The 26029-nt window shown below is 73.6% G+C and carries 23 protein-coding genes; 14 read left to right on the forward strand and 9 right to left on the reverse strand.

The genetic code is table 11. The annotated features are described in order from the left end of the window. Positions 1-3: 3 nt before the first annotated feature. A complete protein-coding gene (locus OTB20_RS25905; protein WP_267820955.1) occupies positions 4-2352 on the reverse strand; it encodes an FHA domain-containing protein in 2349 nt (782 codons plus the stop codon). 225 nt (positions 2353-2577) lie between these two features. Here OTB20_RS25905 and OTB20_RS25910 point away from each other — a divergent pair, with 225 nt between their 5' ends. The 5 genes from OTB20_RS25910 (at position 2578) to OTB20_RS25930 (ending at position 7926) form a co-directional block, all read left to right on the forward strand. Further along, entirely contained in the window at positions 2578-3645 is a 1068-nt protein-coding gene (locus tag OTB20_RS25910; protein WP_267820956.1) for a cation diffusion facilitator family transporter, read from the forward strand. Positions 3646-3747: 102 nt separating this feature from the next. Then, on the forward strand, positions 3748-4242 hold the full coding sequence (locus OTB20_RS25915; protein ID WP_267820957.1) for an NUDIX domain-containing protein: 495 nt from the start codon (positions 3748-3750) through the stop codon (positions 4240-4242). 48 nt (positions 4243-4290) lie between these two features. Beyond that, positions 4291-5547: a Tm-1-like ATP-binding domain-containing protein gene (locus tag OTB20_RS25920; protein WP_267820958.1), complete on the forward strand. Its 1257-nt coding sequence runs from the start codon at positions 4291-4293 to the stop codon at positions 5545-5547. 136 nt (positions 5548-5683) lie between these two features. Beyond that, entirely contained in the window at positions 5684-7303 is a 1620-nt protein-coding gene (locus OTB20_RS25925) for a serine/threonine-protein kinase (protein WP_267820961.1), read from the forward strand. Beyond that, positions 7300-7926 (forward strand): hypothetical protein, encoded by a 627-nt coding sequence (locus OTB20_RS25930; RefSeq protein WP_267820962.1) that lies wholly within the window; start codon positions 7300-7302, stop codon positions 7924-7926. The genes OTB20_RS25925 and OTB20_RS25930 overlap by 4 nt, the downstream gene beginning before the upstream one ends. Here OTB20_RS25930 and OTB20_RS25935 read toward each other — a convergent pair. Both OTB20_RS25935 and OTB20_RS25940 read right to left on the reverse strand, forming a co-directional pair. Beyond that, positions 7904-8230, reverse strand: a complete 327-nt coding sequence (locus OTB20_RS25935; RefSeq protein WP_267820964.1) for a DUF6191 domain-containing protein — start codon at positions 8228-8230, stop codon at positions 7904-7906. The genes OTB20_RS25930 and OTB20_RS25935 overlap by 23 nt on opposite strands. A 334-nt stretch (positions 8231-8564) precedes the next feature. Continuing rightward, positions 8565-9854 (reverse strand): ATP-binding protein, encoded by a 1290-nt coding sequence (locus OTB20_RS25940; protein ID WP_267820966.1) that lies wholly within the window; start codon positions 9852-9854, stop codon positions 8565-8567. A gap of 182 nt (positions 9855-10036) precedes the next feature. Between OTB20_RS25940 and OTB20_RS25945 the strand changes: the two genes are divergently transcribed. Together OTB20_RS25945 and OTB20_RS25950 are read left to right on the forward strand one after the other, a co-directional pair. Then, positions 10037-11536: a glycosyltransferase family 39 protein gene (locus OTB20_RS25945; protein ID WP_267821029.1), complete on the forward strand. Its 1500-nt coding sequence runs from the start codon at positions 10037-10039 to the stop codon at positions 11534-11536. Positions 11537-11601: 65 nt separating this feature from the next. Then, a complete protein-coding gene (locus OTB20_RS25950; protein ID WP_267820968.1) occupies positions 11602-12381 on the forward strand; it encodes a trypsin-like serine peptidase in 780 nt (259 codons plus the stop codon). Positions 12382-12418: 37 nt separating this feature from the next. On the opposite strand, the gene OTB20_RS25955 is transcribed toward OTB20_RS25950, so the two are convergent. The 4 genes from OTB20_RS25955 to OTB20_RS25970 all read right to left on the reverse strand — a co-directional run bounded on the left by OTB20_RS25955 (position 12419) and on the right by OTB20_RS25970 (position 16378). Continuing rightward, complete coding sequence (locus OTB20_RS25955) at positions 12419-12901, reverse strand: NUDIX hydrolase (RefSeq protein ID WP_267820970.1); 483 nt, start codon at positions 12899-12901, stop codon at positions 12419-12421. 9 nt (positions 12902-12910) lie between these two features. After that, positions 12911-14566 (reverse strand): apolipoprotein N-acyltransferase, encoded by a 1656-nt coding sequence (gene lnt / locus OTB20_RS25960; RefSeq protein ID WP_267820972.1) that lies wholly within the window; start codon positions 14564-14566, stop codon positions 12911-12913. Positions 14567-14606: 40 nt separating this feature from the next. Next, positions 14607-15122: a hypothetical protein gene (locus OTB20_RS25965; RefSeq protein WP_267820974.1), complete on the reverse strand. Its 516-nt coding sequence runs from the start codon at positions 15120-15122 to the stop codon at positions 14607-14609. 149 nt (positions 15123-15271) lie between these two features. Further along, positions 15272-16378, reverse strand: a complete 1107-nt coding sequence (locus tag OTB20_RS25970; protein ID WP_267820976.1) for an FAD-dependent oxidoreductase — start codon at positions 16376-16378, stop codon at positions 15272-15274. A gap of 90 nt (positions 16379-16468) precedes the next feature. On the opposite strand from OTB20_RS25970, the gene OTB20_RS25975 reads away from it, so the two are divergent. Both OTB20_RS25975 and OTB20_RS25980 read left to right on the forward strand, forming a co-directional pair. After that, a complete protein-coding gene (locus tag OTB20_RS25975; RefSeq protein WP_267820978.1) occupies positions 16469-17068 on the forward strand; it encodes a TetR/AcrR family transcriptional regulator in 600 nt (199 codons plus the stop codon). Beyond that, positions 17065-18042 carry an ADP-ribosylglycohydrolase family protein gene (locus OTB20_RS25980; RefSeq protein WP_267820980.1) on the forward strand — a complete coding sequence of 326 codons (978 nt, stop codon included), beginning with the start codon at positions 17065-17067 and terminating at the stop codon, positions 18040-18042. Before OTB20_RS25975 ends, OTB20_RS25980 begins: the two co-directional genes overlap by 4 nt. Here OTB20_RS25980 and OTB20_RS25985 read toward each other — a convergent pair. After that, the gene (locus OTB20_RS25985) at positions 18006-18410 is read right to left on the reverse strand and encodes a cytidine deaminase family protein (RefSeq protein ID WP_267820982.1); all 405 of its coding nucleotides are present in this window, start codon (positions 18408-18410) and stop codon (positions 18006-18008) included. The genes OTB20_RS25980 and OTB20_RS25985 overlap by 37 nt on opposite strands. Beyond that, on the reverse strand, positions 18407-19222 hold the full coding sequence (locus OTB20_RS25990) for a glutamate racemase (protein ID WP_267820984.1): 816 nt from the start codon (positions 19220-19222) through the stop codon (positions 18407-18409). Before OTB20_RS25990 ends, OTB20_RS25985 begins: the two co-directional genes overlap by 4 nt. A gap of 248 nt (positions 19223-19470) precedes the next feature. Here OTB20_RS25990 and OTB20_RS25995 point away from each other — a divergent pair, with 248 nt between their 5' ends. The 5 genes from OTB20_RS25995 to OTB20_RS26015 all read left to right on the forward strand — a co-directional run bounded on the left by OTB20_RS25995 (position 19471) and on the right by OTB20_RS26015 (position 26021). After that, positions 19471-20658, forward strand: a complete 1188-nt coding sequence (locus OTB20_RS25995) for a glycosyltransferase (RefSeq protein WP_267820986.1) — start codon at positions 19471-19473, stop codon at positions 20656-20658. Positions 20659-20915: 257 nt separating this feature from the next. Then, positions 20916-21518 carry a DUF6643 family protein gene (locus tag OTB20_RS26000; RefSeq protein WP_267820988.1) on the forward strand — a complete coding sequence of 201 codons (603 nt, stop codon included), beginning with the start codon at positions 20916-20918 and terminating at the stop codon, positions 21516-21518. A gap of 72 nt (positions 21519-21590) precedes the next feature. Then, on the forward strand, positions 21591-22415 hold the full coding sequence (locus OTB20_RS26005) for an MOSC domain-containing protein (protein WP_267820989.1): 825 nt from the start codon (positions 21591-21593) through the stop codon (positions 22413-22415). A gap of 300 nt (positions 22416-22715) precedes the next feature. After that, positions 22716-23327: a hypothetical protein gene (locus OTB20_RS26010; protein ID WP_267820991.1), complete on the forward strand. Its 612-nt coding sequence runs from the start codon at positions 22716-22718 to the stop codon at positions 23325-23327. Between the two features lie 204 nt (positions 23328-23531). After that, the gene (locus OTB20_RS26015; protein ID WP_267820994.1) at positions 23532-26021 is read left to right on the forward strand and encodes a right-handed parallel beta-helix repeat-containing protein; all 2490 of its coding nucleotides are present in this window, start codon (positions 23532-23534) and stop codon (positions 26019-26021) included. Positions 26022-26029 lie beyond the last annotated feature (8 nt).

The raw sequence follows: 26029 nt of genomic DNA on the forward strand, positions 1-26029 counted from the left end.
CGGCTACTTCCGCATGATGGCCGGCTCGTGGCGGCGCAGCACCCTGCCGACCAGGAAGCCGAACAGCCCGGACAGGACGGCCAGCATCCCCACCTCGCGGAGCCACAGGCCGGGTTTGTGGTCGAACAGCGGGTCCTGGGTGATCTTGCCTGGCACGATGGCGCCGATGTCGATGGTGGCCGACATCGCGCCCATGGCCCACCGGGCCGGCACGAACCAGGCCAGCTGCTCGATGACGGGGACCCCGGTGAGTTTCAGCAGGGAGCCGCAGAAGACCACCTGGACGATGGTGAGCAGGACCAGCAGCGGCATGGTGACCTCTTCCTTGCTCACCAGTGCGGAGATCAGCAGTCCGAGCACCATGGCGGTGACGGACAGCAGGGCGACGACGAGGGTGATCTCGATCAGTGGGGGCAGGAAGAGGCCCTTGCCCTTGGGGGCGTTGGTCTTGACTCCGGCGAGGCCGACCACGGTGAGGACCACGGCCTGGCCGACGGTGATCGCGCCGAGGACCACCACCTTGGACATCACGTAGGCAGACCGGGACAGCCCCACGGCGCGTTCGCGCTGGTAGATGACGCGTTCCTTGACGAGTTCGCGCACGGCGTTGGCCGCTCCGGTCAGGACTCCGCCCACGCACAGGATGAACAGGGCGTTGAGCGCCGTCTCGGCGTTGAGTTCGCTGCCGGCCAGTGCGCGGGCCATGGCTCCCATGACGAAGGGCAGGGCGACCATGATGATCAGGAAGGTGCGGTCGGCGCTGAGCACGGCGGCGTACCGGCGGATCAGGGTGGAGAGCTGGGAGAACCAGCTCTGGGCCTTGGGCGGTGGCTTCGGCGGGATGCCGGCCGCCTGTCCGGCGGGCCCCGTGAGCGGGACCCGGCCGGCGACGTCCACGTAGCGGCGGTGCAGCGGCGAGGCCCGGTGCTCCCCGGCCCAGTCGCGGTCGCGGTCGTTCTCGAAGGCCTCGAACGCCTCGGGCCACTGCTCGAAGCCGAAGAATCCGAGGGCCTCGTCGGGAGGGCCGTAGTAGGCGATGCGCCCGCCGGGCGCGAGGACCAGGAGGCGGTCGCAGACGCTCAGGTTGAGCACGCTGTGGGTCACCACGATGACCGTGCGGCCGTCGTCGGCGAGTCCGCGCAGCATGTTCATCACCGAGCGGTCCATGCCCGGGTCGAGCCCGGAGGTGGGCTCGTCCAGGAAGAGCAGGGAGGGTTTGGTCAGCAGTTCCAGGGCGACGGAGACGCGTTTGCGCTGGCCGCCGGAGAGGCTGTGGATGGGCAGGTCGGCGCGTTGCTGGAGGCCGAGTTCGCCGATCACCTCGTCGACGCGGGCCTCGCGCTCGGCCTTGGCGGTGTCCTGCGGGAAGCGCAGTTCGGCGGCGTAGACGAGGGCGCGGCGGACGGTGAGCTGCGCGTGCAGGATGTCGTCCTGCGGGACGAGGCCGATGCGGCTGCGCAGTTCGGCGTAGTCCTTGTAGAGGTCGCGGCCGTCGTACAGGACGGTGCCGTGGTCGGCGGGGCGCAGGCCGGTCAGGGCGCCGAGCAGGGTGGACTTGCCGGCGCCGCTGGGGCCGACCACCGCCAGCAGGGAGGTGGCTCCGACGGGGAAGGAGACGTGGTCGAGGAGGGTCTTGCGGCCGTGGTCCACGGTCACGCCGAGGCCTTGGACGTCGAGGGAGACCTGACCGGTGTCCACGTACTCCTGCAGCTGGTCGCCGACCAGGCAGAAGGCGGAGTGGCCGATGCCGACGATGTCGCCCTCGCCGATGGAGGCGGGCCGGGTGAGGCGGGCGCCGTTGAGGTAGGTGCCGTTGTGGCTGCCGAGGTCGGCGATCTCGTACCTGCCATCGGGCAGGGCGCGCAGCTCGGCATGGTGGCGGGAGATCACGAGGTCGTCGACGACGAGGTCGTTGTCGGGTGCGCGGCCGATCCGGACGGCGGCCTGGGCGGACAGCGCGCGGACCGAGGTCGGCTGCCGGAAGGTGCTGGTCATGTCCGGGCGGGAGACCGAGGAGGGACCGGAGGGGGCGACGGGTTCGGCGAAGCGGACGCGCGGGCCGTCGGCGGCGCTGCCGAAGCGCAGCTCGCTGCCGACGCCGACCGCCCACTCGTGGACGCGGTGGCCGTCGATCCACGTGCCGTTGGTGCTGTCCTCGTCCTCCACCGTCCAGTGGTCGCCGTCCGGGCGCAGCACCGCGTGGTGCCAGGAGACGCGGGCGTCGTCGAGGCAGATCTCGCAGAGGGGGTCCCGGCCGACGTTGTACGTCCGGCGCGGGCTCATCGCGGTGGAACCCCTGTCCGTTTCCAGGAGGAGTTCTGGCGCGGTCGGCACACCGGGGCGCTGGACCATGGGGAAATTTTCCCACGATCCGGGCCGCCCGGCATAACCGCAGGTCAGAATGGGCTTATAGGTAATGACAACGGTCCCCGTTGCAGCCTTTGCCCATCTTCGCGAGGTGCGCTTCACTTCAGGCGGTACGCATGGCAAGCGATACGCGTCGAAAGCGACACGTTCGAAATGCGACACGTCCGGAAGCGGAATCCAAGCGACACGCCACGACTCACGGGGGACACCATGAGCGCGCACGACCACGCGCAGCACGACACCGACGGCGTCGACGCCCTCGGCAGCGACGGGCACGGCGGCCACGAGGGACATGAGGGGCCTGGCCACGGCCACGCGGGTCACAGCCACGGTGTCGCCGCCGACGCCGACCGGCGCTGGCTCGGCATCGCCCTCGGCCTGATCGCGGGCTTCATGGCCGTCGAAGTGGTCATCGGCGTAATGGCGCACTCCCTGGCCCTGATCTCCGACGCCGCGCACATGCTGACGGACGCCGTCTCGATCGTCCTCGCGCTGATCGCGATGCGGCTGGCCGCCCGGCCGGCGCGCGGTGGTTTCACGTTCGGCCTCAAGCGGGCGGAGATACTCTCCGCCCAGGCCAACGGCCTCACCCTGCTGCTGCTGGCGGTCTGGCTCGCGTACGAAGCCGTACGGCGACTGCTGGATCCACCACCGGTGGAGGGCGGGCTGGTGCTGGTGACGGCGCTCGCGGGCATCGTCGTCAACATCGCGGCGGCCTGGTGCATCTCCAGGGCGAACCGCACCTCCCTGGCCGTGGAGGGCGCCTACCAGCACATCCTCAACGACCTGTTCGCCTTCATCGGCACCGCCGTCGCCGGCCTGATCGTGCTCACCACCGGATTCCGGCAGGCCGACTCGATCGCCTCGCTCGTCGTGGTCGTCCTGATGCTCAAGGCGGGCTACGGACTGGTCCGCGAGTCCGGCCGGATCCTGCTGGAGGCCGCCCCGGCCCACGTGGACCCCGACACGGTCGGCGACCGCCTGGTCGGGCAGCCTCCGGTCACCGAGGTCCACGACCTGCACATCTGGACCATCACCTCCGGGCAGGCCGCGCTGTCCGCGCACGTGCTGGTGGCCCCGGAGGGCGACTGCCACGCCGTGCGCCGGGACCTGGAGGCCCTGCTGTCCAAGGAGTACGGGATCACGCACACCACCCTCCAGGTGGACCACGCCCACGATTCCCTCCTCACGGTCGGCCGTCCGGGCGAGGACCCGGTGGACACGCACTGCTCGGACGCCCACGGCCCGGTCCACCGCCAGGGCCCGCACGACCACTGAGCGGCGCCCGCGCCGCCCTGCAGGCCGCCCGGCAGGCCGCCCGCGCCGGCGCCGAAGGGCGCGTGCGGTGCAAGGCGGCCCCGGCGGGGCATGCATGAGGCCATGACCGCGAAGCGCAGTGCCGGACTGCTCCTGTTCCGCTTCCGCCGACCGCCCGGGACCGATACCGCGGCCGGGGTGGAGATTCTGCTCGGCCACATGGGCGGCCCTCTCTGGGAGCGCCGGGACGCCGGCGCCTGGGCCATCCCGAAGGGCGAGTACGGGCCGGAGGAGACCGCGCGCGACGCGGCCCGCCGGGAGTTCGAGGAGGAGATCGGGCTGCCGCCGCCGGAAGGTCCGTACCTGCCGCTGGGTGAGGTGCGGATGATCGGCGGGAAGCTGGTGACCATCTGGGCGGTACGGGCGGACCTGGATCCGGCGCTCGCGGTGCCCGGCACGTTCACCATGGAGTGGCCGCCGAAGTCGGGGCGGACGGCGGAGTTCCCCGAGCTGGACCGGGTGGAGTGGTTCGCTCCCCAGGTGGCCAGAAACAAGCTGGTGGTGTCTCAGATTCCTTTCCTGGAGAGGCTGTTGGAGCTTCTCAGGAACCAGGGTTGACCCGACCTTTACTTGCCAACAAACCCCACCTGCATGGACATTGCACGTATGACGAACGTCGTGCTGGTGGGAACCCTGGACACCAAGGGTGTGGAGTACGGCTGGCTGCGCGAGAGGCTGCTGCGCGCCGGCGTCGAAGTGATCACGGTTGACACGGGAATCATGGACGAGCCCCGGGTGCCCGCCGACGTGCCGCGTGAAGCGGTGGCGCGGGCCGCGGGAACGGAACTGTCCGAGCTGCGCGCGGCCGCCGACCGGGGTGCGGCCGTGACCACGATGGCCCGGGGCGCCGAAGCGACCCTGTTACGCCTGCACGCCGAAGGGCGGCTGCACGGAGTGCTCGCGATCGGCGGCAGCGGCGGGACCTCCATCGCCACGCGGGCGATGCGCGCGCTGCCGCTGGGCGTGCCGAAGGTGATGGTCTCCTCGATGGCGTCCGGGGACGTGGCCCCGTACGTCGGATCGGCGGACATCACGATGATGTACAGCGTCGTGGACATCGCGGGGATCAACAGCATCTCCGAGCCGGTCCTGGCCAATGCCGTCGCGGCCGTCGCCGGTATGGCCGGGGCCTTCGAACGCGCCTCCCTCGAACTGCGGCAGCCGGCCCGGCTGGGCGCGGGGGCCCGTCCGCTGATCGCGGCGAGCATGGCGGGCGTGACCACGCTCGGCGTGGACGCGGCCCGGGAACGGCTGACCGAACTCGGCTACGAGGTACTGGTCTTCCACGTCAGCGGGACCGGCGGCCGGACCCTGGAGACGCTGGCCGGCCAGGGGATCTTCGCGGGGGTACTCGACCTCACCCTCAGCGAGCTCGCCGACGACCTGTGCGGCGGCATCCTCACCGCCGGGCCCGACCGGCTCAGCGCCGCCGGGCGGGCCGGGATTCCGCAAGTGGTGAGCCTGGGGGCGCTGGACATGGTGAAGTTCGGCCCGCTGGAGAGCCTGCCGGAGCGGGTCCGCTACCGCCGGGTCCGCGTCCACAACCCCTCGATCACGGTGATCCGTACGACCGAGGCCGAGTGCACGGAGCTCGGCCGCCGCGTCGCCGCGAAACTCCGTGCGGCCACCGGCCCCACGGCCGTCTGCGTACCCCTGCGCGGACTGTCCACGCTCGGCGCCCCGGGCGGCCCCTACCATGACCCCGACGCCGACGGGGCGCTGTTCTCGGCGCTGCGCGACGGGCTGCGGGGCAGCGCCGCCCGGCTCTACGACTACGACACCCACATCAACGATCCGGACTTCGGGCGGGCGGCGGCCGACCGGCTGCACGCCATGATCGGGGCGCGGGCCGCGGCGGCCTGACGCCCGCTCCCCCTCTCTTCCCCACCCGGAGCGCGGGACGGGGAACCGGCGGTGGCGCAAATGTGTCCCAGGTGGTGGCCGGTCCCCTGGGACGACCGGCTCCGGGGCGCGGTCACGCCACGGCAAGGGGGAAGGCATGAACGGCGTGTGGTCGGTTCCCGGTTACTCGGAGGTCCGCGAGCTCGGTTCGGGCGCCAGCGGCCGCGTGGTGCTCGCGGTCCACGAGGGCACCGGCACGGCCGTCGCGGTGAAGTACCTGAACGACCGGATGCTCGAGAACCCGGTCTTCGTCCGGGAGTTCCGGGCTGAGGCCCAGCTCCTCGGCGATCTGCGCTCCCCGTACGTGGTCGGGCTGTACGAGTACGTCCAGGCGCCCGGCGGCGCCGCCATCGTGATGGAGCTCGTGGACGGCGTCGCACTGAACGCCCTGCTGGGGCAGTGCGGACGGACCGGACCCGAGGCGGCGCTGGTGCTGCTGAAGGGCTCCCTGCTGGGGCTGGGCGACGCGCACCGGGCCGGTGTGGTCCACCGGGACTACAAGCCGGCGAACGTACTGGTCTCCGCCGACGGCACGTCCAAGCTGGTCGACTTCGGCATCGCCACCCCCCTCGGCACGACCCCCGGGGCGGCGGGCACGCCCGCGTACATGGCCCCGGAGCAGTGGCAGGGCCGGCCCGCCTCGCCCGAGGCCGACGTGTACGCGGCGACGGCGACCTTCTTCGAGTGCCTGACCGGCCGCAAGCCCTACGACGGGCAGAACTTCGCGGAGCTCGCGGTCCAGCACATCGAGGCTCCGGTCCCGGAGACCGAGGCTCCCGAGCCGGTGCGCCCGCTGATCCGGCGGGGACTGGCGAAGGCCCCCGAGCAACGGCCGGAGAACGCCGACGCGTTCGTCGCGGAGCTGGAGGCGGTGGCGCTGGCGGCGTACGGGCCCCAGTGGGAGGAGCGCGGACAGCGCAAGCTGGCCGCGCTGGCGGCCCTGCTGCCGCTGTTGTTCCCCTCGGCGGGCGCACCGGCGCAGGGCGTCACCGCGCTCGCCACGACGACCCTGCCGGCGCCACCCGCGCGCTGGGCCCCTGGCCGGCGCGGACTGCTCGCGGCCGGGGCTACGCTCGTGCTCGCCCTGGTGGCCGTACTCGGCTCGCAGGCGGCGGGCTCGGAACGGGGCGGTGCGAGCGCGCTGAACGCGTTCGCGACGTCGAGCGCGTCGGCGCCGGTCGGGTCCGGCCCGGCGCCCGGTCCGGGCCCGTCGGCCTCCCCCACGCCGACACCGACACCCACGCCGACGCCGTCCGTCTCCGCGTCCGTGTCGGCGAGCCCGAGCTACACGATGCCGACACCGACACCGACGCCCACACCGACCTGGACGGTGACCCAGCCGCCGACCCCCTCCGCGACCCCCACGCCGACCCCGTCCCCGACCCCGAAGGTCACGATCTCCGCGGTGAACGTCCGCTCCTTCCGGCAGACGGGCCCGGGGACCACCGAGGCCGTCTTCTCCGTCGACAGCGACGGCGCGGGCCCGTTCAGCCTGGTCGTCGAGTGGTTCACCGGTGATGCCGAGGGCGCCCTGACCGCCCCCGACGGGCGCCAGACGGTCGAGTTCGGACCCGGGAGCCCTGGTACGACAACCCTCACGCACACCTTCGCGCGGGGCGCGGGCTGCTACTGGAGCGTCCGCGCCACCACCAATCCGGCGGCCGCCAACCAGAGTTCCGTCCAGAGCATCTACATCCGGGGGTGCAATCCGGCATGAGCGTTCCCCACGCCCCGCAGGGCGAAGACGACTACAGCGCCACCGTCCTCGGCAGCCACTGGATCACCGGGCCGCCCGAGGGCACGGCGCGGACCGTACGTTTCGACGTGCCTGACGGGCCCGCGCCGGACCGGGTCGAAGGTTCGGTCATGCGCTTCGGACCGGGGGTGACGGCCGCGCTGCCCTTGCCGTTCCCGCTGTCCCCCGGTCCGGCCCCCCGCCGGCGGCGGAGCGAATGGCGGCGCTACACCCTGGCCGCCGTGATCCTGATCGGGGTCCTCGGCTACCTGTGCTGGCAGCGCTACGGCCCGGCCCTGGAGGTCGGCGGCGTGGTGGTGTCCGCCGGTCCGGAGGGTCCCGGCTGCGACGGGACCGCCGACGTGGTGGCCGTCGTACGGACCAACGGGCGGCCGGGAGTACTCACCTACCGCTGGCTGCGCAGTGACGGCACGCGCTCGGAGCAGCTCACCGAGCGGGTGCCCAGCGGCGGGCGGGAGGCCAGGCTGCACCTGTTGTGGACTTTCCAGGGCTCGGGCACCTACCCGGCGAAGGCGGAACTCGAGCTGATCTCGCCCGTACGGCGGACGGCCGCCGCGGAGTTCACGTACCGCTGCCGCCCTTAGCGGGCATCCGGATCACCGCGCGCCCGCCGTCGAGGCCCACGCGGGAGCGGGGCGGGGCGCCGTCCTCCTCGTCGTCGCGCATGATCAGGGCGCTCTGCCGTTCTTTGAGCTCGTTCTGCTTGCCCGGCGAGAAGCTCGCGTGCAGTTGCTCGAAGCCGGTCGAGGACATCTGCCCATTGCGGCCGTTCCAGCGCCAGGGCAGCATGCCGGCGCGGCCCGCGCGTTCGAGCGTGAGGTCGAGGAACGCTATGCCGGTGAGCAGCAGCGCCAGCCCCGGGAGGGTCATGAAGACGACGAAGGCCATGGCCCGACCCTAAGCCCGGTCCTCCTTTCGGCCAACGGCCACGCCCTGGCGACCGGTCCTTCCGGCCGGGGCGATCGGGGCCGTGTGGCCGAGGCGCGCCCACCCCCGGTCCTGGTTGACTCGAATGTGTTGGCGAGGGCATCAGGGATGCGGCCCTCACGGCACCCTTGCTGCCACGTTCCAGCCGGCGATACACCCCAACGGAACGTGGCTGTCCCGCACGGATGCCAAGTCCGCGCGGGAGGCCCGCAGCTGCTTTGGGGAGTGGCTGCGGGCCATCTTGCATGCCCGGCCCCGGCGGGCACCCCGGCCCCAGGGCCGGAGCCCCTCCCTTTCAGAAGCGGGCGTGCGCGGTGATGTCCGCGGCGAACTCTCCCGTCATCGCCGGGGTCACCGTCGGCCGGCACTGCTTGACCGCCGCCAGGTAGTCCTCCGTGCTCGCGCCCGGCTGGGCCGCCGCCGCGCCCCGCGCGACCACCGACTCGAGGTCCCGCTCGAAGGACACCTGCGCCGCGATCCGCGCCGCGTGCTCGATGTCGGCCGGGGTGAACAGCTCGCTCGACTCGACCAGCGCCGCCACGTCCACGTCGGGACGGCCCGCCGTGTAACGGGACCAGATCGCGGAGCGGGCGCCCGGGTCCGGGGTGCCGATCGGGATCAGGTAGTCGAAGCGGCCGGGCCGCAGGAAGGCCGGGTCGAGCGAGCGGATGGAGTTGGTCGCGCAGACCAGCAGCCGTTCGTCGCCCTCGCGGAAGCCGGGTATCAGCTTGAGCAGCTCGTTGGTCACCCCGTGGATGCCGCCGGGCTGCGCGGGCTCGGTGCGCACCGGCGCGATCTCCTCGACCTCGTCGATGAAGACGAGCACCCGCTCCAGCTCGGCGATCCGGGCGAACGCGTCGCGCAGCGCGGTCGCGAGGTTGCCCTCGTCGGCGAGGCGGGAGGGCAGCAGTTCCACGAAGGGCCAGCCGAGCCGGGAGGCGATGGCCCGGGCGAAGGTGGTCTTGCCGGTGCCGGGCGGGCCGAAGAGGGTGATGGCTCGCGGCGGCCGCACCCCGTGCGCGGCGGCCCGTTCGGGCTCGGCGAGCGGCAGCACCACCCGCCGCTCGATGAGGTCCTTCTCCGTCTCCATACCGGCGACCTCGGCCCACAGGTCGTTCGGCAGGAAGCGGCCGCCGAGGTCGTCCAGGAGGCCGGCGGCCGGGCCGTGCAGGGGCTCGGTCTTCTCGAAGTAGGCGACGGCGGGCTGGCGGGTGTAGCCGGCGTTGAGCAGGCCTTCGCCGAGCAGATCCTCCTCGGGCAGGACGTAGGCGATCCGCCCGACGCGGGCGGCGATGAGCCGCCGCTCCAGCTCCACGAGCAGCGCGCTGGCCAGCCCCCGTCCGCGCCAGCCGGCGGCGATGGCGATGCGCATCACCCAGGCGCGCTCGCCGGTCACGCAGGCGAGGGCGGCGCCGATGGGGACGCCTTGATGGACGGCGACCACACAGGGTTGCCGGTCGGTGAGGGCGCTGATGCATTCGGCGAGTGAGAAGACCGACTCCTGGCCGAGTTCGGCCGTGGTGTCGATCAGATGGACAACGGCCGCGAGATCGCTCTCGCGGTAGTCGTGGATCAGCCAGTTCACCGGGTACCGCCCCTCGTTCGTGCTCCTGCGTGCCTGCTGCGCACCTGCTGCGGCGAGGCTAGGGGCGGGCGGGCCCCGTGCTCACGCTCCGCCGTGCACAACAGCCGGTCCGGAAACCGTCCGTGTCGTCCATAGACTGGTGGTTTCCGCCCGAACGTCAGACCGGGGACCCGTACGAGTTCATGACTTCCCACATACCCGCCGACATCCGACGGCCGCATCTCGTATGGCTGGTTCCGGTCCTCTGGACGCTGATGTTCGGCCTGTGGGGGCTCTCCCGGCAGAACAGCGTGTGGCGGGACGAAGCGGCGACGTGGCAGGTGGCGGAGCGCTCCCCCGGCGAGATCTGGCACCTGCTCGGCAACGTGGACGCGGTGCACGGTCTCTACTACCTGCTGATGCACGCGCTCTTCGAGGTGTTCGGGGCGAGCACGACCACCCTGCGCCTGCCCTCTGTCCTGGCGGTGGCGCTCGCCGCCGGCTGTGTGGCGCTGATCGGGCGGCGGCTGGCCGGCCCCTGGGCGGGACTGGGCGGCGGACTTGTCCTCGGTCTGCTGCCGGCCGTGCAGTTCCAGCTCCAGGAGGGCCGGGCGTACGCGCTGGTCGCGGGCGGGGCCGGGCTGTCGACCCTGCTGCTGGTCTCGCTGATCGCGACCACCGGTACCGGGACCGGGACCGCGCGGCGGACCTGGCCGCGCTGGACGGCGTACGGGGCTCTCGTGCTGGTCTGCGCCCTGCTGAACTGGCTCTCGCTGCTGATCCTGCCCGCGCACGCGGTGACCCTGTGGCGGGTCCGTCCCGGGCGCCGCGTCCTCGCCCCCTGGCTGCTCGCGTCGGCGACGGCCGTGGCGGGGGCGCTGCCGCTGATCCTGTTCAGCCGGACCCAGTCCGGCCAGGTCTCCTGGATACCGCCGCTGACCTGGCACATGATGATCGGCCCGGCCGTCCTGGTGGCGGTCGGCGCGCTGGGCGCCCTGGCGGACCGCTGGAACGGGCCGCGCACCGGTCTGCCGGTCCGGTTGACGGCCGCTTCGGTCGGGCTGCCGCTGCTGGCGGTGCCCCTGCTGGGGCTGGCCGCCGCCTCCCTGGTCCAGCCGCTGTTCGTGGACCGGTACGTGCTGTTCGCCATGCTGGGTCTGGCCCTGCTGCTCGGTGCGGCGCTGGGCGCGGCCGTACGGGCCCTCGCGCCCCGGTACCCGAGGGCGGCGGGCCTGCTCGTGCCGGCCGTGGTCGGGGTCTCGGCGCTGGCCCTGCTGCCCGTTTCGCTTGCCGACAGGTCCCCGGCCAGCCGGGTGGACGACGTACTGGCGGTGGCCGGGGAGGTGTCCGGGCTGAAACGGGAGGGCGACGCGGTGCTCTTCGTTCCGGCGGCCCGGCGGGACGCCGCACTGGTCTCGCCCGGGGCGTTCGCCGGCCTGACGGACATCGCGCTGGCCCGCGGCCCGGTGGAGTCGGGCACCCTCAAGGGCGAGGAGGCCGCCCCGGCGCGGATCTCGGCGGCTCTGCGGGGGCAGCGGCGGGTGCTGCTGGTGTCGGACGCCGGGCGGGCGGGCAAGCCGCCGAAGCCCTCGGGCTCCGCGGCCGACCGGGCGAAGGCGGCCGTCCTGCGGGCGGAGTTCACGGTGGTGGAGGACCGGGAGGTCCGCGGCCGCCGGGTGACGGTGTACGAGCGGCGCGGCTGACATTCACAGCGGATTCACAAGGTTTTCCCGGCTCCTGTCACAGCTTCCCCGGGAAGGCTCGGAGCATGATCCAGCGCCTCTCCTCCCGACCGGACCGCCGCAGCCGCGCCCGTGCCCGTGGCCGGCGCGCTTCGCGGATCCTGTTCGCCCTGGCCGCGATGGCGGCCCTGCTCGGTGTCGACGCCCCCGCGGCGCTGGCCGTACCGCCGCTCGGTGTCACCGGCACGGCACCCGCCGATGTCACGGCCGGGCGGGTCGGCGCGCTGTTCGCGGGCGGGCAGGGCGGCGGACACTTCTGCACCGCCTCCGTGGTGCGCAGCCCGGACCGTGACGTCATCGCCACCGCCGCGCACTGCCTGGGCAGCCTGGACACCACCTATTTCGCCCCCGGCTACCGGGACGGCGAGACTCCCTACGGTCTGTGGAAGCTGACCGACATGTACGTGGCCCCGGGCTGGACGGACTCCGAGGACCCCGACGAGGACATCGCCTTCGCGACGGTGGCCCCGTTGGACGGCCGGCGGATCGAGGACGCCGTCGGGGGCTTCGCGGTCGCCGCCGAGCAGCCGGCCGACGCCACCGTGTCCATCGTGGGCTACCCCAGCGGCGAGGATTCCCCGCTGCACTGCGCCAACGGCACGACCCTGCTCTCCGACACCCAGCGCCGCATCGAGTGCCCGGACCTGAGCGGCGGCACCAGCGGCAGCCCGTGGCTCGTCGACGGCGCCCTGGCGGGCGTCCTCGGCGGCTACGAGGGCGGCGGGACCGTTCCGGAGGTCTCCTACAGCGCGGTCATGGGCGACCAGGCGGTGGAGCTGTACCGCGAGGCGTCCGACAACGGCTGAGTCCGGGGACTGGGTGTCGTGCCGCCGGGGTCCTGGGTCACACCGGGGCGGGGGCCTCGAACCAGGTCGGCTCGTCGCGCAGGGCCTGGCGGATCCGGTCGGCCGCGAAGGACTCCAGCGGCTCCGGCAGCGCGTCCGGCTCGAACCAGGCCACGTCCAGCGACTCGTTGTCGTTGACCCGCGCCTCCCCTCCCGTGGCACGGCAGCGGAAGGTGATGTCCTGGAACTGGCAGACGTCCCCGTTCGGATAGGTCATCTGCGGGAGCATCTGCACCAGCACCACACGGTCCGGTACGCACCGCACCGCGGTCTCCTCGTACACCTCGCGCACCGCCGTGTCGGCCGGCTGCTCCCCCGGTTCGGCGATTCCGCCGATGACCGACCAGCGCCCGGTGTCGGCGCGCCGCCCGAGCAGGACCCGCCCCCGGTCGTCGACGACTACGGCGGTCACGCCGGGCAGGAGGAGCAGTTGGTGCCCGGCGGTGGCGCGCAGGGTGCGGATGAAATCGGGTGTGGTCATTCCCCGACCCTACGAGGACCGGGCGGACCGGGGAGACCGGCGGGCGAACGACCAGCCGAGTCCGGCCGCGGCCACGGCCAGCAGGAGGTACTCGGCGAGCGGGCCGAAGCGGGTGGCGGGGGTTTCGGTGGAGCGGAGCGGGATCTTTGCGACCAGGGCGTCGGCGGTGAACATCTTCGTCTGCTGGACGATCTCGCCGTCGGGGCGGATCACGGCGCTGACCCCGCTGGTGACGGGCACCAGCACGGTCCGGCTGTGCTCCACGGCCCGGACCCGGTCCATGGCGAGCTGCTGGTAGGTCATCTCGGTGCGGCCGAAGGTGGCGTTGTTGCTGGGTACCGCGATGACCTGGGCGCCGGCCCGGACGGTGGAGCGGACCGCGTCGTCGAAGGCGGCCTCGTAGCAAGTGACCAAGCCGACTCCGCTGCCCGCCATGTCGAAGACCCCGGGCTCCTTTCCGGGGCCGAAGTCGCGCCGGACCCGGTCGACGTCGGAGCTGAAGAGCCGGACGAAGGAGCGCATCGGGATGCGCTCGCCGAAGGGCTGGATCTTCCGCTTGTCGTAGGTGTCGACGGGGCCCTTGACCGGGTCCCACAGGATCATCGTGTTGCGCAGCGGGCCGGTCTCCGGGGCCAGTACGGAGCCGATGGCGACGGGTACCCCGATCATCTTGACCGCGTTGTCGATGACGGCGTAGGCATCGGGCTCGGTGTAGGGGTCGATGTCGGAGGAGTTCTCCGGCCAGACGACGAAGTCCGGTTTCGCGACCTTGCCGAGCTTGACGTCCTGGGCGAGCTGGATCGTGCGGTTGGCGTGGTTGTCCAGTACCTGGCGGCGCTGGGCGTTGAAGTCGAATCCGGCGCGCGGGACGTTGCCCTGGATCACGGCGGCCACCACGGTGCCGTCCTCGGCCGCGTCGGAGACCAGCGGCCGGGCGGCGAGGGCCCCGGCGAGCGGGGCGGCCACGGCGGTGGCGGCGAGCAGCGCGGCGGTGGCCCGGCGGGTGCCGGCGCCGACGCGCAGTACCTCGTACAGCCCGAATCCGCACAGGGCCACGGCGAAGGAGAGCAGCGGGGTGCCGCCGAGCGCGGCGAGCGGCAGGAAGACCCCGTCGGGCTGGCCGAAGGCGAGCTTGCCCCAGGGGAAGCCGCCGAAGGGGGCCCTGGCGCGCAGGGCCTCGCCGGCGATCCAGACGGCGGCGCCCCACAGCGGCCAGCCGGGGAGGCGGCTGACGAGGGCGATGCCGAGGGTGGTGAGGCCGATCAGGAGGGATTCGAGGGTGCCCAGGGCCAGCCACGGGACGGGACCGACGCCCTCGCCTGTCCAGACGAGCAGCGGGAGCAGGAAGCCGAGGCCGTGCAGGACGCCGAGGCCGAATCCGGCCCGCGCGCGGCGCCCGTAGAGGCACCAGCCGAGCAGGGCGAGAGCGAGGGGGGCCAGCCACCACAGGGGGCGGGGCGGGAAGCTGAGGTAGAGGAGCACCCCGGAGAGGACTGCGGCCGCGGCCCGGGCCGGCCGGCCGGCCCACCGCCGCGCGGGGGAGCCCGCCAAGGCGCCCGCCTCCGGTGTCCGTGTCCGCACGCCCGCTTCCGCTTGCCCTTGCGGTTCGTTCCCGGGCTCGTTCCCGGCGTCGTTCCCGGCCGCGCGGGTCGCACTGCTGCTCATCTGGCGGAGTGTACGTCCCCTCGCTGTGCCGGTGGCGGAGTCAGTGGGCCAGGGCGCGCAGATGGGTGCGGATCACACGTACCGCGTTCTCCGCGTCGTCGACCGTGACGGTGAAGAGCTTGCCGTCGCCGAGCCGGAGTTCCAGGCCCTCGCCGCGCCGGACGATGACGGCGGTGCCCCGCTCGGGGCGCCAGCGGTAGCCCCAGCCGCCCCACTGCTGCGGGGTGATCCGGGGTACGTACTCGGCGGCGGCCACATCGGCGAGCCGGATCCTGCGTCGCGGCAGGCCGATGTGCCCGCACCGCACCTCGATGGCATCGGCGTCGACGGTGACGGCGGCGTGCACGAAGGCGAGGGTTCCGAAGAGGATGAGCAGGCCCGCGGCGAGGCAGCCGATCACCGCCATGAGCAGCGCGACGAATCCGGAGTCCCAGGCCTGGTCGACGGCGAGCTGGACGCCGAGCGCCAGGCAGGCCGCGCCGGCTCCGGCGAGGACCCACTGCGCCCGGTTGGAAGCCCGGCCCGTCCAGAGCGGACCCGGGGGGTGAACCGTCATGTGTAGCAGCGTACTCACGTTCCGCATGGATGCCACCGACCTCTTGGGCCGCACGGCCCAGGCACCGGACACAGGGCAAAGGGCACAGGGCACAGGGCACAGGGCACAGGGCACCACGAGGTGATCCGGCCCGATCCGAAAGGCGCGCCCTAACCAGGCAGCAGGCCGACGAGGGCGTCGCGCAGCGCCGGACGGCGGGCCGTCACGAACCGGTGCAGGGTCCGGGAACCGAACGCCACCCGCTGGGCACTGCGCCGGCGCTCGCCCTCGTACGCGTGCAGCGCGGCGGGCAGGGCGCCGGGTCCGTGGACGGCGACGGCCCGGGCCAGGGCTTCGGCGTCGAGGAGCGCCGTGCAGGCACCCTGTCCCAGGTTGGGGGTCATGGCGTGCGCCGCGTCGCCGACCAGCGCGACGGGACCGGCGGGGCCGGTGGGGCCGGCCGTCCGGATGAAGGCGGGGAGCGCGGGGTGCAGGTGGCGCATCGGGTAGCGGATCCACGTCCGCGGGTCGGTTTCGGCCAGGACGCGCGGGATCGGGTCGTGCCAGCCGGCGAAGGCGGCCCTCAGCTCCTCGGCGGTGGTGGCCCCCGGGACAGCGGCGTACCAGTTGGTGCGGCCCGGCTCGACCGGGGTCATCCCGAAGAACCGGCCCTCGCCCCAGGTCTCGCCGTGGACTCCGGTCTCGAATCCGGCGATCCCGATCCACGCGGCGGTACCGAGCTCGCGCGGACCGCTGACCGTCCCGAAGCGGGTGGCGCGGACGGCGCTGTTGATCCCGTCGGCGCCGACGAGGAGGGTGGCGCCGGGTGCGGCCGAAGCCTCGTAGGCCTGCCCGTACGTGATGCGCGTGCCGCCCAGCCGGTGGAGTTCGGCGAGCAGCGCGTCGATCAGGTGGGGCCGGGATATGAGCAGCTCGGGACGGCCCGCCCTGCGCTCGATCCGCTCCAGCGGGAGCGCGGCCAGCACCCGTCCGTCGGGGCGCCGGATCCGTGCGTGGCGGTAGGGGACCGCGCGCGCCCGGAGCGCCTCGCCGAGGCCGAGCCGGTCGAGGGCGGCCTGGGCGGTGGGGTGGATGCCGAAGGCGGTCCCGTACCTCTCCGGCGCCGCCCGGCGCTCCAGTACGGTCACCTCCCAGCCGGCGCGGCGCAGTCCGACGGCGGTGGCGAGACCGCCGACCCCGGCGCCGACGACCAGCGCGGTTCCCGTCCTGTGCGCTTCGCGCACCGCACCCGATGGATCCGACGCATCCGTGTCCATGGCACACCTCTCGCTCTCTCGCTCACAGCCTTGACCACCACACCTGTGGTACTACATCCGTGGTACCACAGGTGTGGTTAAACTGCCAGAGTGAACCAGCACCGGAAGGACCGGCTGTGCGCAGCCGCCGCCGCGGTACTCGCGGACGCGGGCGGGCGCGGCCTGACGCACCGGGCCGTGGACGCGGCCGCCGGCGTGCCGCTCGGCACGACCAAGAACTACTTCCCGACCCGGGACGCGCTCCTGCGGGCGGTCGCGGAGACTTGCGTGGAGCAGTACCGGGAGCTCGCCGACCGCCTCGCGGCCGCGGGTCCCGGACCCGCCGGCCGGGCCGGGCTCGCCGCGTTGCTCGCCGGGCTGCTGCGCGACGTGGCCGGGCCGGGGCGCCCGCGTGTGGTGGCGTACCTGGAGCTCCAGGCGGAGGCGACGCGGCGGCCGTGGCTGGCCGCGCTGCTGGACCCGATCGCGGCGGCGGACTTCGCCGCGTACGGGCACCTGCTGCGCACGGCCGGACTGGAGGCCGGTCCGGAGCGCGCCCGCGCCCTCACCCTCGCCCTGCACGGAGCCCTCCCCCACCTCCTGGCGGGGGCCCCGGGCACACTGGCCGCGGCCGGACTGGACGACCTGGACGCTTTCGCCCGCGGTGTGCTGGACTGCGTGTGCCCCGGACCGTACGAGGAGGACGCATGACCACCCGGCTCGATCGCGCCGTAGGAGCCGTACTCGGCTCGGCGGCCGGCGATGCGCTCGGCGCGCCCTACGAGTTCGGCCCCGCGGGGCAGTTGAGCGCCCGCGGCGAGGAGATGCGCGGGGGCGGCGGGTGGGATCCGGGCGAGGCCACGGACGACACGCAGATGGCGGTGCTGGTCGGCGAATCGCTGCTGGAACGCGGCGGGCTCGAACTCCCCGATGTCTTCGACCGGTTCCGGCGCTGGGCGGCCGCGGACCCCAAGGACATCGGGCTCCAGACCGAGGACGTACTGACGAACGGCGAGCCCTGGGACCTGGCCGCCGCGCTGCACTTCCAGGTCAACGCGCGGGCGGCGGGCAACGGTTCCCTGATGCGCGCCTCGACCTCGGCGGTGTACTTCGCTCCGGCCGGCCGGGACGCGACCATGGCCGCCGCCCGGCGGATCGCCGCTCTCACCCACGGGGACCGGGCCGCCTGGGAGGGTACGGCCGTCCTGCACGAGCTCGTACGGGTGGCGCTGGACGGCGGGGACCCGCTCGCGGCGCTCCCCGCGACGCTGGCGCAGGTGCACCCGGGCCACCGCGAGCGGTACGGCCTGATCCTGGCCCCGGACTGGCATCCGGGGCTGGCCACCGAGTTCAACGGGGCGGTGTGGCCCTGCCTGGGCTCGGCGGTGTGGGCCCTGCGCACCACGACGGGCTTCGCGGACGCCGTACGGGCCGCCGTGGACCTGGGCGGGGACACCGACACGGTGGCGGCGGTGACCGGAGCCCTGGCCGGGGCCCGGTACGGCTCGGCGGCGGTGCCCGAGTCGTGGACGGCCCTGCTGCACGTACCACTGCCGGGCTTCGGGGACCGTGTGCTGGACGCGGCCGGCCTACGGGAACTGGCCGGCCGCCTCTCGGCGGCCGGAGGCGCCGCCGCGACGGCTGCGCGTCAGCCGGAGTCCGGCCGCAGGGCGGGCCCGGCGTAGCTCGTGGGGAGCAGCTCGGTGACGGGCACGGTACGCAGCAGGCCCCCGCCCGCGGGGACGATCACCCGGATGTCCGGGTGCAGGTCGAGCAGGACCTGACGGCAGCGGCCGCACGGCGGGAGCACGCCGCGCCCCGCGTCGCCCGCGGCGACGATCGTGTCGAGCTCTGCGACTCCGGCGGCGACGGCCGCACCGAGGGCGACGAGCTCGGCGCAGGGGCCGCCGGTGAAGTGGTACACGTTCACGCCGGGGACGGTCCGCCCGTCCCGGGCCCGGACCAGCGCCGCCACGGTGTGGTCTTCGCCGCGGCACCGGGTGCGGGCGAGTTCCCGCGCGGCCGCGACGAGTTCCGTGTCCTCGGGCGTCATCCCGAGACGGCTCTCCCGACGGCTTCCCCGACGACGCTCCGGCCGGCCAGCAGGCGCCCTTCGCCGTATCCGAGGGCGGCTTCGGGCAGCGTGCCGGGTCGGCCGCTGAGCAGGACGGTCAGACTGCCGGTGTGCGGCAGGCCGGGCTCCGGGCGGGCGCCCAGCCGGCGCAGGGCCTGGACGGCCACGGCTTCGGCGGAGCCGTGGAAGACGTACGCCCCGCCGCCGGTGCGCCGGTCGAGCGCGGCCCGGATGGGGGCTTCGACCAGCTCGTAGTGCGTGCAGCCGAGCACCACGTCGGTGACGTCGGCCGGAGTCAGCGCGGCGGCCGCGGCGACGGCCCGTACGACGGCGGCCTCGTCGCCGCCCTCGACGGCGTCGGCCAGCCCCGGGCAGGGCACCTCGGTGACGCGCGCCCCGCCGGCGAAGTCGCGGATCAGGCCGCGCTGGTAGGGGCTGCCGGTGGTGGCGGGGGTGGCCCAGATGGCCACGCGCCCTCCGGCTGCCGCGGCGGGTTTGATCGCCGGCACGGTCCCGATGACCGGGATCCCGGGCTCCAGCTCGGCGCGCAGCGCGGGCAGGGCGTGTACGGAAGCGGTGTTGCAGGCGACGATCAGCGCGCCCGGCCGGTGCGTGGCGGCGGCCCGCGCGACGGAGAGGGCCCGACCGGTGAGGTCCTGCGGGGTCCTCGGACCCCAGGGCATCCCGTCGGGGTCGCAGGACAGCACCAGGTCCGCGTCCGGCCGCAGCCGGCGCATCGCGGCAGCCGCCGCGATGAGGCCGATACCGGAGTCCATGAGGGCGATCTTCACTTGGTCACCTTAATCGATCCCCCGGCCGCCTCCAGGGCGACAGCACTGCCGCATCCCCTCGGAAGCCCGTCCCACCGGAACCCCGTCCGCATCCGCGGCACGCACCCGGCCCGGCACCGTACCTCGCCGCGGCCCCGCACCCGCCGGGAAGCGGCCCCGCGCAGCGGCGCCGGGGCCGGCCGCGACCCGGCCGTCGAACCGCGGTGTCCCGCCGCCCCGTGCGGCGCCGTTCGCGGCACACTGCCGGGATGGGTTTCCTCCTCGTCGCCGCGTGCGCGTCGCTCGCCGTCTGGCTCTGGCTCGCCCTCGGCCAAGGCATGTTCTGGCGGACCGACATGCGCCTTCCTCCCCGCCACGCCCCCGCGCACTGGCCGTCCGTCGCGATCGTCGTCCCGGCCAGGGACGAGGCCGAGGTGCTGCCGCGCAGCCTGCCCTCGCTGCTCGCGCAGGACTATCCCGGCGAGGTCGAAGTCATCCTGGTCGACGACGGCAGTACGGACGGCACGGCCGCCCTCGCCCGGCGGCTCGCCGACGCGCAGCCCGGGCTGCCCCTCACCGTCCTGTCCCCCGGCGAGCCCGGCGCCGGCTGGACCGGCAAGCTCTGGGCGCTCCGGCACGGCATCGCCCACGCCCGCTCCGGGTCCGGCCCCGTCCCGGGCTCCGCCGCCCCCGACTACCTCCTCCTCACCGACGCCGACATCGCCCACGAACCCGACAGCCTGCGCGAGCTGGTCTGCGCCGCGACCGCGGCCGATCTCGACCTGGTCTCCCAGATGGCCCGGCTGCGGGCCGTCAGCGTCTGGGAGCGGCTGATCGTGCCGGCCTTCGTGTACTTCTTCGCCCAGCTCTACCCCTTCCGCTGGATCAACCGCCCCGCCGCCCGCACCGCGGCCGCCGCCGGCGGGTGCGTCCTGCTGCGCACCGAGGCGGCCGTCCGGGCCGGGGTCCCGGAGTCGATCCGACAGGCCGTCATCGACGACGTCTCGCTCGCCCGGGCGGTGCAGCGAAGCGGCGGGCGGATCTGGCTCGGGCTCGCGGAGCGGGTGGACAGCGTGCGCCCGTACGCCTCCCTCGCGGACCTGTGGCGGATGGTCTCGCGCAGCGCCTACGCGCAACTGCGCCACCGGCCCGCGGTCCTGGCCGGGACGGTGGCCGGGCTGCTCCTCGTCTACCTCGTGCCGCCGGCCGCGCTCCTCGCCGGCCTGGCCGCCGGCCGGCCCGCCGTCGCCTGGGCGGGTGGCCTGGCCTGGCTGCTGATGACCGGCACCTACCTGCCGATGCTGCGCTACTACCGCCAGCCGGCCGCCCTCGCTCCGCTCCTCCCGCTCACCGCGCTGCTCTACCTCCTGATGACCGTCGACTCGGCCGTGCAGCACTACCGCGGACACGGAGCGGCATGGAAAGGGCGTACCTATGCCCGCCCCGGAGATGCCTGAAACCGGACCCCACCCTACGAATTCACGTCATTCGAGGTCACACGGTTATGACGGTTCGTCAGCGACAAGCCGGCTCATCATTCGTGCAACACCCAACCGGTGAGTACGAGTAGGAGCAAGACGGGACGGAAGTGACCAAAACGTGCACGTGAACGTGAAGTGAGAGCTGTGGCCCTGACCTGCGAATATGCAGGTCAGGGGGGTGTTGGCGGCACCTCGCTATGGACCCGGTGAAGTCGTGGGCTTAACTTAGGTCCATGACCTCCCCCCGCTCCACTTATGGCGGCGGTTACTACTCCGCGCCCTCCTTCCCGGACACCCCTATCTACGACTCCCTCGTGGCCGAACGCGGCACTCCGCAGATCGCCCCGATCCGCGTCCCGGCCGCTTACGACTCACCGAGCTCCGGCTATTCGAGCGGTGGGTACCTGCCGGCCCTCGCGTCCTCGCTCCCCGCCCTGCCGGCCGCACTGCCGCCCGCTCTCCCGCAACAGCAGCAGCACGCCCCGGCGTACGGGTACCCGTACCAGCAGCAGGCCGCGCCCCAGCAGATGCGGCCCATGCCGCAGATGGCGCAGATGCAGCAGATGCAGCAGCCCATGTCGATGCCGATGCCGCTCCAGCAGGCGCCGGTCCCGTACGTGCCGCAGCAGCAGCCGCCGCAGCCGTTCGCCGCCCGCACGGGTTACGTTCCGCAGCCCCAGCCGCAGCAGCCCCGCCCGGTGGCCACGGGCACCGGGTACGAGGCCATGCGCCCGGCCGCGCCGCGTCCGATGCAGGCTCAGCCCGCTCCCGTCCCGGCCCCCTCGTTCGAGGACCCGTACGGGCGTCCGTACCAGCCGCAGGGGCGCGGTTACTGACCGCCGTGCCCGTCCAGCCCTCTCCGACGAGGTCGCCGCGGAGTCGCTGAGAGCAGCTGGCAGAATTTCCCCATGGTGAAACTGCGCGTCCAGGCACTCCACGTCCATCCCGTCAAATCGGTAGCGGGGACAGCTCCCGACGAGGTGGCCGTGGAGCCCTGGGGTCTGTCCGGGGACCGCCGGTGGGCCGTGGTGGACGGGGAGGGCACGGTCATCACCCAACGCCAGCAGCCGAGGCTGGCCTTGGCCAGAGCCCGTCCGCTGGGGGGCGGCGGGTTCGAGGTCTCGGCGCCGGGCATGGCGGATCTGACGGTGGAGGTCCCGCAGGGCGGGGCGCCGGAGCCGGTGGTGCTCTTCGGCAAGAAGATCGAGACCGTGGCGGCGGCGCACGCCGCCGCCGACTGGTTCACCGCGTACCTGGGGGTACCGGCGCGCCTCGTGCACCTGGACGACCCGGCCGTACGGCGGCCGGTGGATCCCGCCTACGCGCTGCCCGGCGAGACCGTGAGCCTCGCCGACGGCTATCCGCTGCTGATCGCCACCCTCGCCTCGCTGGACGCGCTGAACGCGCTGATCGCCCAGGGCAGTCATCCCGACGAGGGCCCGCTCCCGATGAACCGGTTCCGCCCGAACGTGGTGGTGTCCGGAGCCGAGGCATGGGCCGAGGACGGCTGGAAACTCCTCGCGATCGGCGACGCCGTCTTCCGCGGGGCGCGCGAGTGCGGGCGCTGCATCGTCACGACCACCGACCAGACGACGGCGCTGCGGGGCAAGGAACCGCTCCAGACCCTGGCCAGGCACCGGCGGATCGGGAAGTCGCTGGCCTTCGGCCGCCAGCTGGTGCCGGTGCGGCTGGGGACGGTGCGGGTCGGCGACGAGGTGCGCGTCCTGGAGTGAGGGCGCCCGGAGCCGGGAGGCACGAAAGCCGGGGGGCTCGCGCCAGGGGAGCCAGGGGACCGGAGCCGGGCCTGGATCCGGAGCGAGGGGACCGGTGAGACCACCCGGAATCACACCTTCGAGGGGCTCTCGCGCCACCCTGGAACCAACCGCCACCGCTTGCCCGTTGGATCGTTCGGGACGTGAGCACCGGATCGGGTGACACACGTCTCGCACGTCCCGGAATGCGGGTGAGCGGGGCGTGCGGGAGGCTGGGACGGCAGGCAGGCGCAGACTGGCACAAGCAGGGGGAGCCGGATCGTGCGGACAGCAATGGGAGTGTGGCGTTGGCGGCGCAATCCGCTGCGCCGTCAGACGGATCTTTTCGAGGCGTGGGTGGCCTTCGCGGCGCTGCTGTGCGTCCTGTTGGTGGCTCCGGCCATTGGCTGGGCCGCCGGCCTGCGGGTGGACGGCACGCTGCAGCGGGCCGCGCGCGAACAGCGGCACGAGCGTCATCTCGTACCGGCGGTGGTGGTGCGGCCGACACCGGAGCCGGTCGTCGGAGCGGCCGCCGATCCCACGGCGCAGCGCCAGACCCCGCAGCGTACGCGGATCGTCGCGTCGTGGACGGCCCCCGACGGCAGCAGCCACCAGGGCACGGTGCCGGCCGCGGAGGAACCGCCGCATCCCGGCGACCGGTTCCGGATATGGACCGATACGCGCGGACGGCTGGTCGGACAGCCCCTCGATCCCTCCTCCGCCAGTTTCCACGCGGTCATGGCGGGGCTCGCGGCGGCGCTGGTCATGGCCGCACTGGTGGAGACGATCCGCCGCCTGGTCGTACGAAGGCTCATGCATCGGCGGTACATCCGGCTGGACCGCGCGTGGGCCGCGGCGGGACCGGACTGGGGCCGGGCAGGTGCGGGCAGCTGACCTGGCAACTCACCGGCCCCGCGCGCGCTACGGTGGAGCGCCGGAGCGGCTGCTCCGATCCAAGCGGCCGGTTCGGCGGCGTGGGCCCCCGCACGGTCGGGCACGCGCACGGGTCGACACGCGGACGGTTCGGGCGCGCGGACGATCAGCAGGACGATCAGCAGGCGGACATACAGAACACGAGGGTGGGGGCACGACAGCACCATGGCTCAGGGCACGGTCCAGGTGACGCACGGCGGTTCTTCGCGGTGGCGTCGCCGCTCCGGTGAATATCCGACTCTGACCGCCGCGCTGGCCGTGGCGGGTGACGGCGACGTCCTGTCCATCGCGCCCGGCACCTACCGCGAGAACCTGGTGCTGGAGCACGCCGTGATCCTGCGCGGTCCGGAGGCCGCGCTGGGCTCGGTGCGGATCGCACCGCTCGACGGGGTCGCGCTGACCGTCCGCGCCTCGGCCGTCATCCAGGACCTCCACCTGGAGGGCCAGGACCCCACGGCGCCCGCGCTGCTCGTCGAGGACGGCGCCCCCGAGCTCACCGACCTGCGGGTGAGCACCCGCTCGGCGGCCGGCATCGAGGTCCGCGGGAACGGTGCCCGGCCCCTGGTCCGGCGCTGCACCGTGGAGAACGCGGCCGGGGTCGGGATCGCCGTACTGGACGGCGGCGGCGGGGTGTTCGCCGACTGCGAGGTGGTGGCCGCAGGCCAGACCGGATTCTCGGTGCGCGGCGGTGGCCACCCCCGGCTGGAGCGCTGCCGGATCCACCACGCCACGGGCGCCGGCATCGGCGTGACCGGCGACGGTTCGGGCCTGGAGGCGCTGGGCTGCGAGGTCTACGAGATCAAGGGCACCGGCGTGCAGATCGCCGCTCGGGCCACGGCCGTGCTCACCGACTGCGCGGTCCACCGCACCTCCACCGACGGGGTCACCCTCGACACGGACGCCGTCCTCACGCTCGCCGGCTGCGACATCCACGACATCCCGGAGAACGCGGTGGACCTGCGTTCCCGCTCCGTGCTCACGCTCAGCCGCACCACCGTCCGCCGCTTCGGCCGCAACGGCCTGTCGGTGTGGGATCCGGGCACCCGTGTCGTCGCCGACTCCTGCGAGATCCACGACAGCACCGGCGACTATCCCGCCGTCTGGATCAGCGACGGGGCCGCGGTCTCCCTGGACTCCTGCCGGGTGCACGACGTTCCGGACGCGCTGTTCGTCCTGGACCGCGGCTCGCGGGTGGATGTCGTGGACAGTGATCTCTCCCAAGTGCGCAACACCGCCGTCTCGGTGAGCGACGGGGCGACGGCCCAGCTGGACGACTGCCGGATCCGGGAGGCGGCGACGGGGGCCTGGTTCCGCGACCACGGAAGCGGCGGCACCCTCGCCAACTGCGCCATCGACTCCGTGCAGACCGGCGTGATCGTCACCAAGGGCGCGGATCCCACCCTGGAGCGGTGCACGGTCAGCTCCCCCGCCGAAGCCGGCTTCTACGTGTCGGCGGGCGGGCGCGGAACCTTCACGGCGTGCCGGGTCACGGGCAGCGCGGGCTTCGGGTTCCACGTCATCGACGGCTGCCGCACCTCCCTGCACCGCTGCCACACCGAGCGCTGCGCGCGCGGGGGCTACGAGTTCGCGGAGGACGGCCCGGTCGCCGAGGACTGCACGAGCGACGAGTCCGGACCGCGCCTCGCCGCCCGGTCCGCCTCCGGCGCGGGCGCGAGCCTCGGCTCGGGCGTCGGCTCGGGCTCGGGCGTGGCGGCAGCCGGGGACCACGCGGGGATCCGTACGGTCACGGCCGAGCGGAGCCCCGTGGCGACGGGCACGGCCGAGCGGGTGCCGGCCCAGCGGCCGGCCGACGAGACGGACCCCGGCGCCACCGGGCAGTCTCCGGGCCGCGGTTCGGGCGAGGTGCTGGGGCACCTCGACGCCCTGGTGGGACTGGACAGCGTCAAACGCGAGGTCCGCGCCCTCACCGACATGATCGAGGTGGGCCGGCGCCGGCAGCTGGCGGGGCTCAAGGCCGCCTCCGTCCGCCGCCACCTGGTCTTCACCGGCTCCCCCGGCACCGGCAAGACCACCGTGGCCCGGCTGTACGGGGAGATCCTGGCCTCCCTCGGGGTGCTGGAGCGCGGCCACCTCGTGGAGGTGTCCCGGGTCGACCTGGTCGGCGAGCACATCGGGTCCACCGCGATCCGCACCCAGGAGGCCTTCGACCGGGCGCGGGGCGGGGTGCTGTTCATCGACGAGGCGTACGCGCTGGCGCCCGAGGACTCGGGCCGCGACTTCGGCCGCGAGGCGATCGACACGCTGGTGAAGCTGATGGAGGACCACCGGGAGGCGGTGGTGGTGATCGTCGCCGGGTACACGGCGGAGATGGACCGCTTCCTCACCGTGAACCCGGGGGTGGCCTCCCGCTTCTCCCGGACCATCACCTTCGGGGACTACGGGCCCGGGGAGTTGCTGCGGATCGTGGAGCAGCAGGCCGAGGAGCACGAGTACCTGCTCGGCGAGAAGACCTCCGAGGCGCTGCTGACGTACTTCACCGACCTGCCCAAGGGGCCCGCCTTCGGCAACGGCCGCACCGCCCGCCAGACCTTCGAGTCGATGGTCGAGCGGCACGCGGGGCGGGTGGCGCAGCTGGCGGATCCGAGCAAGGAGGACCTCACCCTGCTCTACCCGGCGGACCTTCCGGAGCTCTGACCGGCGGC

It is taken from the genome of Streptomyces sp. H27-H1 (assembly GCF_026627445.1).
GTDB lineage: Bacteria > Actinomycetota > Actinomycetes > Streptomycetales > Streptomycetaceae > Streptomyces.